This window comes from Desulfofundulus luciae, from assembly GCF_030813795.1.
Classification (GTDB): Bacteria; Bacillota; Desulfotomaculia; order Desulfotomaculales; family Desulfovirgulaceae; genus Desulfofundulus; species Desulfofundulus luciae.
Genome location: NZ_JAUSUX010000001.1, coordinates 257,141 through 270,892, shown reverse-complemented (window position 1 = coordinate 270,892; position 13,752 = coordinate 257,141). Strand labels below are relative to the sequence as shown.

14 protein-coding genes and 1 other RNA gene are annotated in these 13,752 nt (G+C 49.4%); 2 read left to right on the top strand and 13 right to left on the bottom strand.

The features are described 5' to 3' along the window. Positions 1 to 4 precede the first annotated feature (4 nt). The 12 genes from J2Z49_RS01285 to J2Z49_RS01230 all read right to left on the bottom strand — a co-directional run bounded on the left by J2Z49_RS01285 (position 5) and on the right by J2Z49_RS01230 (position 9,730). A complete protein-coding gene (locus J2Z49_RS01285) occupies positions 5 to 274 on the bottom strand; it encodes a WXG100 family type VII secretion target (RefSeq protein WP_307399111.1) in 270 nt (89 codons plus the stop codon). A gap of 228 nt (positions 275 to 502) precedes the next feature. Then, positions 503 to 1,213: an FHA domain-containing protein gene (locus tag J2Z49_RS01280; protein WP_307399109.1), complete on the bottom strand. Its 711-nt coding sequence runs from the start codon at positions 1,211 to 1,213 to the stop codon at positions 503 to 505. Further along, positions 1,134 to 2,216 (bottom strand): serine/threonine-protein kinase, encoded by a 1,083-nt coding sequence (locus J2Z49_RS01275; RefSeq protein WP_307399107.1) that lies wholly within the window; start codon positions 2,214 to 2,216, stop codon positions 1,134 to 1,136. The genes J2Z49_RS01280 and J2Z49_RS01275 overlap by 80 nt, the downstream gene beginning before the upstream one ends. A 42-nt stretch (positions 2,217 to 2,258) precedes the next feature. Beyond that, a complete protein-coding gene (locus J2Z49_RS01270) occupies positions 2,259 to 4,646 on the bottom strand; it encodes a tetratricopeptide repeat protein (protein WP_307399106.1) in 2,388 nt (795 codons plus the stop codon). 305 nt (positions 4,647 to 4,951) lie between these two features. Beyond that, positions 4,952 to 5,221: a hypothetical protein gene (locus J2Z49_RS01265; RefSeq protein WP_307399104.1), complete on the bottom strand. Its 270-nt coding sequence runs from the start codon at positions 5,219 to 5,221 to the stop codon at positions 4,952 to 4,954. A gap of 17 nt (positions 5,222 to 5,238) precedes the next feature. Beyond that, complete coding sequence (locus tag J2Z49_RS01260; RefSeq protein ID WP_307399103.1) at positions 5,239 to 5,544, bottom strand: tetratricopeptide repeat protein; 306 nt, start codon at positions 5,542 to 5,544, stop codon at positions 5,239 to 5,241. A 12-nt stretch (positions 5,545 to 5,556) separates the two neighbouring features. Next, positions 5,557 to 7,065: a copper amine oxidase N-terminal domain-containing protein gene (locus tag J2Z49_RS01255; protein ID WP_307399101.1), complete on the bottom strand. Its 1,509-nt coding sequence runs from the start codon at positions 7,063 to 7,065 to the stop codon at positions 5,557 to 5,559. A 161-nt stretch (positions 7,066 to 7,226) separates the two neighbouring features. Beyond that, positions 7,227 to 7,442 carry a hypothetical protein gene (locus J2Z49_RS01250; protein ID WP_307399100.1) on the bottom strand — a complete coding sequence of 72 codons (216 nt, stop codon included), beginning with the start codon at positions 7,440 to 7,442 and terminating at the stop codon, positions 7,227 to 7,229. Positions 7,443 to 7,737: 295 nt separating this feature from the next. Continuing rightward, positions 7,738 to 8,090, bottom strand: a transfer-messenger RNA (tmRNA) gene (gene ssrA / locus J2Z49_RS01245). Positions 8,091 to 8,100: 10 nt separating this feature from the next. Then, the gene (gene smpB / locus J2Z49_RS01240) at positions 8,101 to 8,556 is read right to left on the bottom strand and encodes an SsrA-binding protein SmpB (RefSeq protein ID WP_307399098.1); all 456 of its coding nucleotides are present in this window, start codon (positions 8,554 to 8,556) and stop codon (positions 8,101 to 8,103) included. A gap of 209 nt (positions 8,557 to 8,765) precedes the next feature. Then, positions 8,766 to 9,317, bottom strand: coding sequence for an HD domain-containing protein (locus J2Z49_RS01235; protein ID WP_307399096.1), 552 nt, complete (start codon positions 9,315 to 9,317; stop codon positions 8,766 to 8,768). Further along, entirely contained in the window at positions 9,314 to 9,730 is a 417-nt protein-coding gene (locus J2Z49_RS01230; protein ID WP_307399094.1) for a PaaI family thioesterase, read from the bottom strand. Before J2Z49_RS01230 ends, J2Z49_RS01235 begins: the two co-directional genes overlap by 4 nt. 818 nt (positions 9,731 to 10,548) lie before the next feature. On the opposite strand from J2Z49_RS01230, the gene J2Z49_RS01225 reads away from it, so the two are divergent. Both J2Z49_RS01225 and J2Z49_RS01220 read left to right on the top strand, forming a co-directional pair. Further along, positions 10,549 to 11,241 (top strand): LexA family protein, encoded by a 693-nt coding sequence (locus tag J2Z49_RS01225; RefSeq protein WP_307399092.1) that lies wholly within the window; start codon positions 10,549 to 10,551, stop codon positions 11,239 to 11,241. Positions 11,242 to 11,466: 225 nt separating this feature from the next. Continuing rightward, on the top strand, positions 11,467 to 12,849 hold the full coding sequence (locus tag J2Z49_RS01220; protein WP_307399091.1) for a radical SAM protein: 1,383 nt from the start codon (positions 11,467 to 11,469) through the stop codon (positions 12,847 to 12,849). A gap of 86 nt (positions 12,850 to 12,935) precedes the next feature. Here J2Z49_RS01220 and J2Z49_RS01215 read toward each other — a convergent pair whose 3' ends face one another. Further along, positions 12,936 to 13,610 (bottom strand): 4Fe-4S binding protein, encoded by a 675-nt coding sequence (locus tag J2Z49_RS01215; RefSeq protein WP_307399089.1) that lies wholly within the window; start codon positions 13,608 to 13,610, stop codon positions 12,936 to 12,938. Positions 13,611 to 13,752 lie beyond the last annotated feature (142 nt).

Genomic DNA, 13,752 nt, shown 5'->3' with positions numbered 1-13,752 from the left:
GCACCTAGCTCCTATCAACGGTTTCAAATTTTTGGGCAATTGCATCCAGTTGCTGGCCAATGCTATTGAGCAATTCAACGAACTGGCGCATAGTTGCCTGCCATTGCTGAAACTCCTGATAAAAGCGTTCTTTTGTTAAACCTGCCCATTCAGGCTGAAGGCTGTTAACCTGGTTTTGCAGCCGGGTAACCATTTCCTGGCTCTGCTGGCTGGCCTGTTTAAACTGTGCTGAAACCTGCCTTACTTGTTCAGGAGTAATTAAGATTTTCGGCATAACGAACACCCTCCAAACTATTGAATTCACTAGGAAAGCCGGAACAAGACCTCAGATTAACGGTACATAAATTTATGATAACATTATTCTACAGTTTTCAGCTACCTCCCTCCCCCTAAATTTGGATACAACCAGTAAGTTTGGTTAAAAAAATCATATAAGGATTTCAGCCGGCTAACAATGAAATCACAATAATATTTTTATGTTAAAACCCTGACAGTCTAAATATCATCGATAGAAGTCCAGCATGTACCCATAACGGGGAATAGTAACAATCTGCCGCCCGTACTTATCCAACCGTTTTCGCAAGCGATACACCAGGGCATTGATTTCATCATTTCCGACATCCGGTACACCAGTTGTTAAATTTGCAGGTCGTTCCGGCCAGACTTTTTTTCTAATCTCGTCATAAGAAACTGCTTTGTTTCGGTTTTGATACAGTAACATAATCAGCTCAATCTCCTTGCCAAACAGGGGTACAGGCTTACCGTCAACTAAAACCTCCCTTCGTTGAATGTTAACAACAATCGGTGAAGCCAGTTCAGCTCCGCCGGTGGGATTTTCAGAAACAGAACCTGTAAATTCAACTGTGTCTCCCGATTCGGATTCATCAGCATTATTAAATGAAAGTACGACTGTTCCCTTCGCGAGGCCGATTTGGTCACCGTGTTTCAGCAGGACGGGCCGGTAAGGAACGAGATCATAGTTGTTAATCTGTGTTCCGTGCTTGCTTCCAAGATCTGTGATAGTGAATTGGCAGTTTTCATAGTTGATAAGCGCATGTTTTCTGGAGATATACTGGCTCGCGAATGAAACATCAGGCCGGATTGTTCCCCATGAACGCCCCAGTAGAAACTCCTTAAAGGGAAGATATATACGACTGCCGCTTTCGTACGGCTCCCCAGTTACCACAATAACAAAAGGCTTGCACCCTTTCATTTCCAACCTCCAGGAACCCGGGGAATGGTGTATAAGTCACTGTGTACAACTTGTTCTTTATTATCATTTGATGAACTATAAAGTTGGCCAGATGAACCAGCCCGTCTTGACCGTAGGGGAAACCGGAAATAAGCGCAAGCATCTCTTTAGCGCTGGCAGGGCGGTTTTCCGGCTTCAGTTCCAGCGCCTTCATTATTGCCGACTCAAACCTTGGAGAGACAGATACAATCTTCCCCGGCGGATCGAAGGTAAACGGGTTCTTTTTAGGGTCTATGCCGGTGAGTAAATAGTGGAGGGTTGCACCAAGTGCATAGATGTCCGACCGGACATCGGTCTGATGCTCGCCGTACTGCTCTGGCGGAGCAAAGCCGACAGAGCCGTACAGGGTAGTGTCCGACGTTAACCCCGGCCGAAAGTGCCGGGCGATGCCGAAATCGATGAGTTTTATATCACCTTTGGGGGTGAGCATAATGTTAGCGGGCTTTAGGTCCCGGAAGATTACCGGGGGGTTCTGGCTGTGCAGGTAATCGAGAATTTCACAGAGCTGCCGCGCCCAGTTCAGTACTTCCGCTTCAGGAATGGGTCCGCGCTTCTCTACAATGGCCTTTAAGGTCTCACCTTCAATGTAGTCCATAACCAGATACCAGCGGTCCTCACCACTGCCGAAAAAATCCGTGATGCGGGGTAGCGCCGGGTGTTCCAAACCGATCAGCATGCTGGCTTCCTTTTTAAACGCGGCGATGGCTGCCTGGAGGTTTTCCGCACCGACCGCCTTGGTGCTCATCTCCTTGATGGCAACCGGCTTGTTGTTGAGCCGCTGGTCGAGTGCTTTATAGACGGCGCCCATGCCCCCCCGGCCCAAGACCTTAATAATGATGTAGCGCCCCTCCAGAACAGTATCAGGCGCAAGCTGCCCAGTTTTCTCGGTCAGGCTCCGGTTGCATTTTACGCAGAAAACGGCGTCATCAGGGTTTTCGGCACCACAATACTGGCAATAGGGCATTCCGACCCACCTTGTTTAACTATTATAAATTCATTATTCAGATTACTTAATCTGTTTAAACTTGCCATTAATAAGTTTAAAAGCCGTTTTTCTGGTTACAGAAGATTTTTGTGAGTAGTTACCGCTTTCGCTGGAGAACGTTTTTCTCTCCTCCGTATCTATCAGTTCAAGAATTCCGTCGTTATCTACATCCTCGAATTCTATCTTATGAAGGCACTGTGCCTCACCTTCTTCTCCTGCTCCGGTATTATCAAAACCGCGGAAGGAATACAGGGTTGAAACCGAGTTCTGACCCACAGATATAAGCTCCCCCCCGGTACGTTGATAGCCTTGGCCTCCGGCACTGGTGGTAATCAATATTTCAGACCTGCCATCGCTCTCTAAATCGACCAATTCAAAAACAACAGAATCTGAATCCGCCAACTTCCTCATTAGGCGCCACCCGTTTTCATACTTTAGTAACCATACTTCGGTCCAGCCGGAGGCGTGGCCTTGATTATAATCATAAAAAGAAACTACCGCCTCCAAAGCACCCGTCTTAGTAAATGAACCTTGAACCAATTTGATATCGGTCAGATTATAATTCCGGCCATCATCATTCGTCTTATTAAGGAACAATTCCCTAACCATTTTTTCAGTTAGAGGAGGCCCGGGTCTTTTCTTCAATTCTGCCAAAGCTCTATCAATATCAATCTTTGGAGACCCGGGGATACCAATATTCTTGATTTTAAACTCAACAATGTTGCGATCAAGATTTTTAAAGTACCATTTTTGATTCACTCTTATAAGAACGAAATCATAACGATATGTAGCCACTCCGCCGAAAGTAAGATCACCATCATCGCGCTGATAGTAATCACATAGATGTTCAAAGTCTTCTTCGCTTACATTACTAACCTTATACTGTTTCTTTACCTCATAAGGACTGTTATAGTCCATCCCAGAGATAAAAAAGTTATTGTTTTCTACCATTGCGTAACCGCTGATTTCATCTTTCCCTGACTCGCTTACGAAAATATCAGCAATCTCTTCGTCTTTTTGATCAGAATAAAGTTCACCGTAATAATCGGAATTCCAACTCCCCAGGACCACCCATTCCTTCCATTCATCGAGCACAGGAGGTCTCATAATAGCCTCATACCGACGGTTCAGTAAGGTGTGGATCTGTTCGTCAGTGTAGTACGGAGTTCTATCATTCGCTACATCCTTAGCGATCTGCAAGTAACTATTAATCAGCGAAGTAGCGACTATACCGGCATAAGCTTTGCTTAATCTCTCGTTGTTAAGCTTCAAGCCATGGTCAACAGCATAATTCAGCGCCTTTACAGGCGGATCCGGCACCCGGGTCACGAGCATAAAACCGTAATAAGAAACCTTGGCGGCGTTGCCTTTTTCGATCTCCATTAAAACAAGGTAATTCTCTTTGCAGCTATCATCTATTTCGATACCCTGCAGGGCGATTTTGCGCGCTTTGTCTTTATCGCCTTTCTCCAAGTAGTACCGCGCTACATCGGCGCAGAGAACCGGGTTTTTAGCTTCCTTGAGGTCTATCTTCTTGATAAGCCTGTCAGCCTCGCTTTCTCTGCCGGTTTTCAGATAGGCCAGGGCGGTGTATACCATCGCCTTGTAAACTTGTGCTCCGGGCGACGGTATCTGTTCAAATAGATTAATCGTTTCGTTATAGCGCCCGGAGTTCCAGCAACCGTATATCCGGAGCATCCTTCCGACGCGCTCGTTTTCTTTTGATACTTCCGTTCCGTAGGCGATTACGTCTTCCCAATTCTTTTGGAATATCCTCTCGATCAGGTCGTAAGCCGCCTGCTGATTAAGGTTAATTTCCAGCGATTTGACGACGGCTTTTAAAGCTTCCTCCTTGTTTCCGGCTTCTAAATAGGCTTCTGCCAGCAGGCTGTAACTCCGCTCGTTATCTTTGTTCGTCTCAATACATCTTGAAAGAAGTCCGATGGCCTCGTCTGTCTTCCCCTGGGAAAGGTATAGTGCCATTAGGCCTTCGTAGGCGGGGAGGTATTTGGGATCGGAGTTGATAAGCTCGTTATAAATTTTTTGCGCCTTGTCGGTTTCATTCTTATCAACGTACAATCCGGCCAGGCAAAGCTTCAACTGCGGCTTATCCTCAACAACGTCTAATCCCTTCAGGTACAGTTTTTCCGCTTCGTCGTACTTGCCCTGTAAGGCATACACCTTGCCCAAGCCCTTATAGGCGCTAAGGTTCTTCGGGTCTATCTTCAATACTTCATTGTACGCCAGTACCGCCTCTTCAAACTTGCCTTCACTCAAATACTTCACAGCAAGTTCCAGTTGCCTGGTCACCTTAGCGTTCGTACCGGCACTGCAACCAAAACATAGACTACCTATGAAGATCAGGATGGCAAATGCCATAATCATTCTTCTAACAAAAACGGCACTCACCTATAACACTCCTCATTACAAATGGATCCGTACAAGACTAAGGCTGGATTAGAGTTCTCTTCTCGATTTATCCAAGGAGCCAAACAAGATAGATTCCGTTTACTCCTTCCCTAATAATATTTCAATATTTTCTTCCTCTTGTCATCTATGTAAACTAACCCGTCAAACTGCTTGCTACACTAGTACCGTAACCAAAAATAACGCCATAAAAGAGTCTGAGTTTGGCAGTTTAAACTGTTCTTCAATGCCCAGGGTCTCTTGAGATTGTCAACTGTAAATTTCCCTATTCAAGGTGTGCCCAGTTCTCATTCCTGGTAATAATAAATTTCATGCAATTTCCTGGAAAACGGGAAGGGATCTTCATTTGCATACTCTTTTTTCACGATTTCCCATTTACCCGCGTCTTTCTGAATAGTATAGGCCCATTTCCAGTGCTCTCCGTAGGGAGCAACCAGGGCAACGATTTTTTGGGCATTGGCAAATTTCCAGCCAATGTCATAACTTCCGGGTTTATTTTCAAATTTGAACCCTTCCTTGGAGCCCAGCAATGACAAAATATCTCCTGCACTTTCCATAACGGGATCAGAAAATTCTAAAGAACAATCGTGAACGTACCATCCTGCAGCCCCTGCTCCGCCTGGTCGGTTTTCCCCAGTAAATAATAGGTAACGCTCAGGCCTTTATAAGCCTGAACATTTTGGGGATCGATCTTGATTACTTCCTGGTAAGCCAGGATGGCCTCTTCAAACTTGTTCTCGCTGAGGTACTTTACGGCCAGCTCTAACTGTTTTGTTACCTTGGCGCCTGCTCCTCCACCGCAACCGGCGGCAAAAGTAAAAAGAAGTATTAAGATTACTGACAGATAGCAAATACGTCTTCCAGAAAACAAAATAATCACTCCATACATCCTCTAATTGTATCCTCTAATTGTTAAACATTGACTATCCTCTTCCCACACGGCAGAGTACCCCAATGCCTGTACAACCCAACGAAAAGGAACCATAATCTTTCCCTCAATAATTTGAGGCGAAACATCCATCTTAATCTCCGCTCCATTTACAAACATATACGGCGAATTAGCTTTAAACTCAATAACTTTATCACCCTTAATAATCACTAATGTTTCCTTACTTGCCTCAATAACATGAATATTGTCAGTTGGTATACCAATTGCTAGCTCCAGTGCAACATCTTTAACAGGAATAAAGATTCTGTTATCCTTAATATACCCTGTTCCAGCCTTTTGAATTACACCATCTTTTCTTGCATCTACAAATACTGATACTGGAATTAAAGACTCTGAGTCTTCACTCTGGTTGAACTGGTTGCTATCAGAAATGACAATTTTTTCATCACTTTGATCGAAATAGTTGTCACCGGGCGGCTCCAACTCTGTCCCATGCTGAGGCTGGGGCAGCACTTGTAAATGCTGCTGGTGTTCCGATTGTGGCTGAGGCTGCAGTTGTTGTTCAGATTGGAGTTCATCTTCTTGTTGCTGAAAAGCAGGTTGATGTATTGGAGATTCTTCTTTTGAATTAGAAACATATGCTACTTCGTTGTTTTGGCTTATCATGCTTTTATCCATGGTAATTTTATCATCCATGGTAATTTTAAAGTTTCTAATATACCCATGATCATCATCGTATTCAAAAGAGTATAATCCCACAAGGTTCCCTTTCCCTCGTGTAAATTCGGTGGACGTTATATAATTGCCATCGAGATAAACATCCACTTTGTTATCCCTTACAGAAACTTTTAGCTTATAAAATTTACCCTCTTTAACATCTAACTTCTTGTATCTATAATCTAATCCAACACCATATTCACCGCACACTATACCAACCGAATCCAAATAAATACGAGGATAATTAAAATGAGGATCACCAGGTGTTCCACCAACAAAGACACCAGCAGAAGCATGAATACCTGAAACAGCTACGTCACATTCAATTGTATAATTCTCACCTATATGGTACTTGTTATTGTCTAATCTTAAATACCCCGTGCTGTCCTCGACATAGGCACCGTTATTTGGATCTATTGACCACGTTCCTTTATCCATCACCCAGTTTACACTTAAGGGCTGTGAAAAGTCGTCATAAATTACTTTTTGTTCAATCAGATCGGGTGATTTTCCGATATATATGGTTCCCGTTGCTCCGTCCCATTTTACCTGCTTACCAAGGGCTTCTGCAACGTATCTTAGCGGCACATAGGTTGTTCCGTTATAAACAAAAGGTCTTTTGTCGGCAGGCGGGGTTTTATCAGCACCATCGATAATAATCTTCTTTACGGCGTAAAAATCGACAGCTATCGACTGTAATACATTTCCTGCACTGCCAATAGCTATGCCCCCTAGGAAGACTCCCCAAAAACAGAGTAACCCAATGACAATAAGATGAGCACGATTAAATTTCATTGTTTACTCCCCTCCTCGACAAAATTGTGTAAATTTTCAAAAACACTCACCCTCCTCCGCTAAAGCCTTTCTTTTGCCCTCCTTTTTGAGCTTCACCCCCTATATCGGATTGCATGAAAATATACGTTTAAAAATCATATTAAGAACAATATAAAAATATCTTATATTCTGCCTAAAACGGAAAGATCTTCTGGCGGCTCACCCTGGGGGCAATCAACCAGCACCTGGATGCCTGGGTTACCGAGTCCCAAATAACGCTTGACGAGATTATCGGGATAGAGCAGGTCGCGTAACCTTAACTTATACCGCTGCTGCTTTTCTTCCGGCGAAATTTTCCTTTTTTGCCGGGCTGGTTGGTTATCTCCTTTTTCCGCCATTCCTCTACCCCCATCAGGCGCTATCCAGCCCCAAAGCGAAGAAATTATTTCCATACATGATAATAAGACCTGTTCATCTAATCCTACAACTTCCCGGACGTAAAATTACTGGTTTCTTTCCTAAGGTTCCGGGTTTGTTGATTATAGAAAGATCCGATATACCTACTGATTTAAGTTGGACAAAGCAAAATATCCCGGGCCCCCAACCCGGGATAACTAATTGTAACCACTCCCTTTGTTCTTTCAAAAAAAAAAGACACCACTCAATAATCTTCAAGGTGTCTGTGGTTACCACTGGTGGAGGCGGGGGGATTCGAACCCACCGTCCGGAAGAACAGCCACAGGAGTTTCTCCGAGCGCAGGCTGTGTTCTGGCTTTCGCCCCTTTGGCGGCCACAGCCAGCCTCCGCAGGGGCTATCTCGTTTTGATGTCCCGCCGGGCCTCCGAGAACCGTCCCGGCGGCAAGCCCGTTAGTTTGACACCCTATCCCGCGTCACGGGCCGGACCCGGGTAGGATGTGGCCGCTAAATTAAGCAGCCAGAGCGTATTCTTCGTTGGCAGTTATTGTTTTTCCACCGTTTTACGGGCTGATGGAACCCCGGCTCGCTTCTCCTGCCACCGCTTCCCCCGTCGAAACCTTTCGCCCCCATGGCACTTATTACATCTTCCCCCGCAGGGCCCGCTCCATTTCCCGCTTTGCGTCCCGGGCGGCCATGTCTTCCCGCTTGTCGTACACCTTCTTGCCGCGGGCCAGGGCCAGTTCCACCTTGGCCTTGCCCCGGTCGTTGAAGTACACCTTCAGCGGGATCAGGGCCAGGCCCTTTTCCCGGCTCTTGCCCAATAGGCGCATGATCTCCCTCTTGTGCATCAGGAGCTTGCGCGTCCGCTTGGGCTCGTGGTTGAAGCGGTTGCCCTGGTCGTAGGGGCTGATGTGCATATTATACAGGAACAGTTCGGCGTTTTCAATGCGGGCGAAGCTGTCCTGCAGGTTGGCCCGCCCTGCCCGCAGGGACTTAACCTCGGTGCCGGTCAGGGCAATGCCGGCCTCGTAGGTTTCCAGGATGTGATAGTCATGGCGGGCCTTCCTGTTCACCGTGACCACCTTTCCCACCATGACCACCTCCCCTGCAGATAAATAAAGCCCTACCTTCAGGCGGCTGGGCTAAGTAACTTTTTAAGTACCTAAATACTTATCAGCCTATTCTTATTATAGCAGTCGATGCACAAATGTCAACAGGCAATTCCATTTTCTGGCCCGAAGACCCTGGGGACAACCGGACGCGTGGAAAAAGCCGGCAGAAAAAACCTGCCGGCCAGCATCCTTTAAAGCCCCATCTCCCCGGCAATACCTTGCATGGACCTAAGCCCGATTTCCATGAACTCCTCCAGGGAGAGCCCCATCTCGGAGCAGCTTTTAATCTGTTCCCTGTTCGCCCCCCGGGCAAAGGATTTCTCGTGGAAGCGGTTGAGGAGGAAGGGGACGTCTATGGCCGAGAGCTTTTTCTCCGGCTTGATCAGGGCCCCGGCCACAATCAGCCCGGTGAGGGGGTCGCTGGCGTAAAGGGCCTTGTCCAGCAGGCTCTGCCGGGGCAGGCCGTGGACTTCATTGTGGGCCCGGACGGCGTAGACTATTTCCTCCGGCAAGCCCTCCCGGGCCAGCAGGTCCGCCCCTTCCATGCTGTGCCGGGCGGGCTCGTCCTTCGTCCAGTCGTAGTCGATGTCGTGGAGCAACCCGGCCAGGCCCCAGATATCCTCGTCCTGGCCGAAATGCCTGGCCAGGCCGCGCATGACCGCTTCCACGGCCAGGGAATGCTTTACCAGGTTGCGTGTTTTCAAATGCCTGGTGAGAAGAGTATAGGCTTCATCCCGCGTCACGTTTGAAGACTCCCTTCTTTTATAGTCAGAAACTTGGCCGTGGCCCGGGCGGCCACCCTGCCGCCGGGAAGGATGAGGTGGGCGGAAAGCTCCCACAGCCGCCCTTTACCGCCCACCTTCCAGGCTTCCACGGTCACCGGCACGCCGACGGGCACCGGGCGGCTGAAACGGGTGAGCATTTCCGCCGTCATGGCCGCAACGCCCCGGCGCCAGAGCCACTGGGCCATGGCCTCGTCCAGCAGCGTGGCAATGAGGCCGCCGTGCAGCAAACCGTCCCACCCCTGGTGTTCTTCCCCGGCGGTAAAGGTGGCCCGGCAAACATCACCTTCCAGGGAAAACTCCAGGTGCAGGCCGATGGGATTTTTGGGGCTGCAAGCAAAACACATGCCGTCACTCCGGCTAACACTGTACATAACCTTCATTCACCTTGCTTTTGGGCACTCATCACACTTATGGAGAAGTGTCCCTTTTTGAACACGGTATACGTGAATGTTCAGCAAAACCGTAACGACGAGGATGCGGCGCTGTCCGGAGCGAACGACTTGCGAAGCGCCGGTAACAGCACCCGGTGAACCCAGCACTCACCGGCAAAGATGCTCATTCTAAGCCTGCTATGGCAAGACAGTAAGTGCAGGCCTTTCCAGTATAGCTTTTTCAGTGAGTGATGGGCGGCTCGGCTCTCGAGGACGCAAGATTGACTAAGCGTAAGAAAAGCTTGAAACACATTAGTTAACAGCTTACAACGAAGTACAATTAGTCACGGGCAATCCGCAGAAGACCCAGCACTCACCGGCAATGATGCTCTTTCTAAGCCTGCTGTAACAAGATAGTAAGTGCAGGGCTTTCCAGTATAACTTTTTCAGTGAGTGCTGGGCGGCCCGAAGCGAACCGCGGTGCTGTCGGCGCGAAGCACTGGAGTGAGCGAGGACCCAGCACTCACTGGGATACTAGCTCTTCCCAAAACCTGATGTGTCAATTAAACCTGAAACACCGGAAGCAGAATCATATTTTGGTGAGTGCTGGGCCGCATCCAACCAGGTTCGCTGAACATTTATAAAATATTTTACCAAAAATTTGTCATATCGCAAGTGTAGCGTCGGGCCGGCACTGAATAAGAACGGGTGATGTTTCGAGGGAACCTTGACAGCCCGGAAAGGAAAAGTATAATAATAATTAAATTTTGGTTTTTTGGGAGCAGGACTGATTCATTTCTCGCTGGGAGTGACACCCCATGAACCTTACCCAACGGCGTAAAGAATTCCTTTATAAAATTGTAAACCTCTTCCGCCAGACTGGTCTTCCCGTCCACTATGCCACCGTTGCTCAGGCACTTGGCGTAAGCAAGTGGACAGCCTACGACATCCTTAAAGAGCTGGAAAAAGGAGACTTTCTGCGCAGGGAGTACACCCTCAGCCGCAGCGAAAAGGCTCCCGGCCGTTCCATGGTGGTTTTCCGGCCGACGGAAAAGGCCCTTAAGCTCCTGCCCCCACAGGAAGCAAAATCAAAAAACCTGGAGGACTGGTCGACAGCCCGAGGCAAACTGTTATCCCTGGTTGATAATATGAAGAACTTGAACCCCCAAAAAATCAAGGAAGAACTTTTAGAGGAAATGTCCCGGATAGAATTGCCGGTGGTGTTCAGTGCCTATACCATCGCCCTTTTAATCACCCATATACACGAGATTAACTCCCGGGGCATGGCGGCACTGAAGCACATCCTCGAACTGGCCCCCAAGCCCGAGCTGGTCTTAAGCCTCTTTGCCGGCTCGGCAATCGGAACCATGCTCAAGAGCATGAAAGATGCGGTTAACAGCAAAATCCTTTCCTGCATCCGCCGCTTTGAAGATCACATTTCCGAATGCGACAACCAGGAACGCAGGATCCTGGCCAGCTTTTTAACGGAAGCCCTGCAACGCTCACGGTAAATTTTTTTAAAATGTTTTTGGGTCTTTTTGGCCTGTTAGGTTTCTTGGGGAATTTTTTGACGAAAGAGGGGAAATCCTATGCATATTGACATGCACCCCAGGATATTTCCTTTGGGTAGTGTCTTTCGCGACGGGGGACGACCACCACCGGGCAGTTTTGCGATATTCTCCCCCAGCCAGTAAATGCAAGTGGTCATATAAAAAACTTACAGGAGGTTGCTGTTTATGCATTCCGGGACTACCAAACTGGGTCGAGCCAAAAATTTCCTTGCCGCGCACCTTTCTCAAAACGTTCTGGCCTACGTGAGTAAAAAACCGGAAACGAATTTTCCGCGACTCTTAAATCTGGTGAAGTTACTGGCCATTCAGGAACGGCACAAACGTCAGGTGGAAACGGTAGCCGCCGCCTACCGGGAAAATCCGGCCATCCGGGAGTACATCAACAGGCTGGCCCAAAACCTCCATCCCAACGTGCGTAACCGCCTGGCATACAACTGGTTTATGAACGCCATGATTTTCGGTATTCCCCGCCAGAGGAATATGTCCGCAAAACTGGGGGTGAACGTTCCCAACTTCATCCTGGTCGATCCCACCAGCGCCTGCAACCTGGCCTGTGAGGGCTGCTGGGCTGGCAAATATTCCCACAAGAACTCCTTGAGCCCGGAGAGGCTGGACCGCCTTTTCAGCGAGGCCAAAGAGCTGGGCATCTACTGGATCGTCTTTTCCGGCGGGGAGCCCCTGGTCTACCCGTACCTTTTCGACCTGATGGCCAAACATCACGATATGGCCTTCATGGCCTACACCAACGGTACACTGATCAATGAAAAAATGGCCGATAGAATTATCGAGGTAGGAAACTTCTCCCCGGCCATCAGCCTGGAAGGGTGGCGGGAACGCACCGACGCCCGGCGCGGCCCGGGTACCTTCGACAGAGTCATGCGGGCCATGGACCTGTTGCGGGAACGGGGCGCGGCCTTTGGCGTTTCCATCACCATCACCAGGGAAAACGTGATGGAAGTAACCAGCGACGAGTTTATCGATTTCCTTATTGATAAAGGGGTTATTTACGGCTGGACATTCCATTACATTCCCATCGGCCGCAACCCCAACGTGAACCTGATGATTACCCCGGAGCAGAGGGCCTACCTGGCTGAACGCATACCCTACATCCGCACCCACAAACCCATCCAGATTGCCGACTTCTGGAACGACGGTGAACTGGTGGAGGGGTGCATTGCCGGGGGAAGGCGCTACTTCCACATCAATGCCGCCGGGGAAGTGGAACCCTGCGCCTTCGTCCACTTTGCCGTGGACAACATCAATGAAAAGAGCCTGATCGAAGTACTGCGCTCGCCCCTGTTCGCGGCCTACCAGAAGCGCCAGCCCTTCCACGACAACCTGCTCCGGCCCTGCCCGATCATCGATGTACCGCAGGCCCTGCGGGATATCGTTAAAGAATCCGGCGCCCGCCCGACCCACGAAGGGGCGGACACCGTACTGGAGGGCACCATTGCCGCCTGCCTGGACGACCGTTCCCGGGAGTGGGGCCGGGTGGCCGACCGGCTCTGGGCGGAGCGCCGCCGGTTCAAAAAGGCACAGGGATTCTGAAAACAGCCCCTTCCCAGGGCAAATGGCCGGCGATAGCCGGCCATTTTTAACGCCAGCCTTCAGCAGAACAGGGTGGGTTCAGGCCGTCAGGCCGCTTCCTTTTCCCCGTAACCGGAGCTGAAGGACAGGGCGCGGCGGGGGCAGGCGGCCACGCAGGAGCCGCATTTGATACAGTCATTGTCCCCCATAGTTCCTTCCAGCCGGTACTCATAGGGTTTCAGCTGCATGGGGCAGATCCGGGCGCAGGCCCGGCAGACGGTGCAGGTCCGGCTGATGGAGAGGGGCTCATTGCCCCTGGAGAGCCAGTGGCCCAGGGTGCCCATGGGGCAGATGTGACACCAGATCCGGGGATGAATAAGCAATCCCAGGATAATTCCGACCACCGTGGTAACAGTAAGTATACGCACCAGGGCCAGTCCCATGGCCGCCACATCTCCCCCGGCCAGGTACCACTGGACGCCGATCATGGTGAAAATTAAGCCCAGCATGAATACCCGCACCGCTCGACTGCGGAAAAAGGCAGGGATGGCTTTCTTCCGGGACAGGGGCCGCACAAAGAGATCGAAAAAGGCTCCGCGGGGACACATCCAGTCGCACCAGGCCCGTCCCCGGAAGGCTGCCACCCCCACTGCCCCGACCATACACCCGAGGAGCAAGAAGCCCAGCCAGGGGTAGAACCATCCCAGCACGGCCACCAGGGGCAGGCCCAACCAGGTTAAGCTTTGCCTTAGTTTACGCTGTTTTTGTTTTTCCTTGAGCATGGTGATTCCTCCTTTTCTGGAAACATCTAAAGATTGCCGGCTTACTGGAAAACTGTTACATCCCATTTACGGGTACCCGTAGGGGTATCTCGTATATATAATATTACCCGCGTCCTTTCAGATTGTCAATACATATTAATTG

Bases quoted from the DNA above. Each gene is read 5' to 3' on its own strand.
- J2Z49_RS01265 (WP_307399104.1), bottom strand. From the start codon at position 5,221: ATGGAAAGTGCAGGAGATATTTTGTCATTGCTGGGCTCCAAGGAAGGG.
- J2Z49_RS01225 (WP_307399092.1), top strand. From the start codon at position 10,549: ATGAACCTTACCCAACGGCGTAAAGAATTCCTTTATAAAATTGTAAAC.
- J2Z49_RS01285 (WP_307399111.1), bottom strand. From the start codon at position 274: ATGCCGAAAATCTTAATTACTCCTGAACAAGTAAGGCAGGTTTCAGCA.
- J2Z49_RS01250 (WP_307399100.1), bottom strand. From the start codon at position 7,442: ATGGCGGAAAAAGGAGATAACCAACCAGCCCGGCAAAAAAGGAAAATT.
- J2Z49_RS01215 (WP_307399089.1), bottom strand. From the start codon at position 13,610: ATGCTCAAGGAAAAACAAAAACAGCGTAAACTAAGGCAAAGCTTAACC.
- J2Z49_RS01255 (WP_307399101.1), bottom strand. From the start codon at position 7,065: ATGAAATTTAATCGTGCTCATCTTATTGTCATTGGGTTACTCTGTTTT.
- J2Z49_RS01275 (WP_307399107.1), bottom strand. From the start codon at position 2,216: ATGCCCTATTGCCAGTATTGTGGTGCCGAAAACCCTGATGACGCCGTT.
- J2Z49_RS01230 (WP_307399094.1), bottom strand. From the start codon at position 9,730: ATGTACAGTGTTAGCCGGAGTGACGGCATGTGTTTTGCTTGCAGCCCC.
- J2Z49_RS01220 (WP_307399091.1), top strand. From the start codon at position 11,467: ATGCATTCCGGGACTACCAAACTGGGTCGAGCCAAAAATTTCCTTGCC.
- J2Z49_RS01280 (WP_307399109.1), bottom strand. From the start codon at position 1,213: ATGAAAGGGTGCAAGCCTTTTGTTATTGTGGTAACTGGGGAGCCGTAC.
- smpB (WP_307399098.1), bottom strand. From the start codon at position 8,556: ATGGTGGGAAAGGTGGTCACGGTGAACAGGAAGGCCCGCCATGACTAT.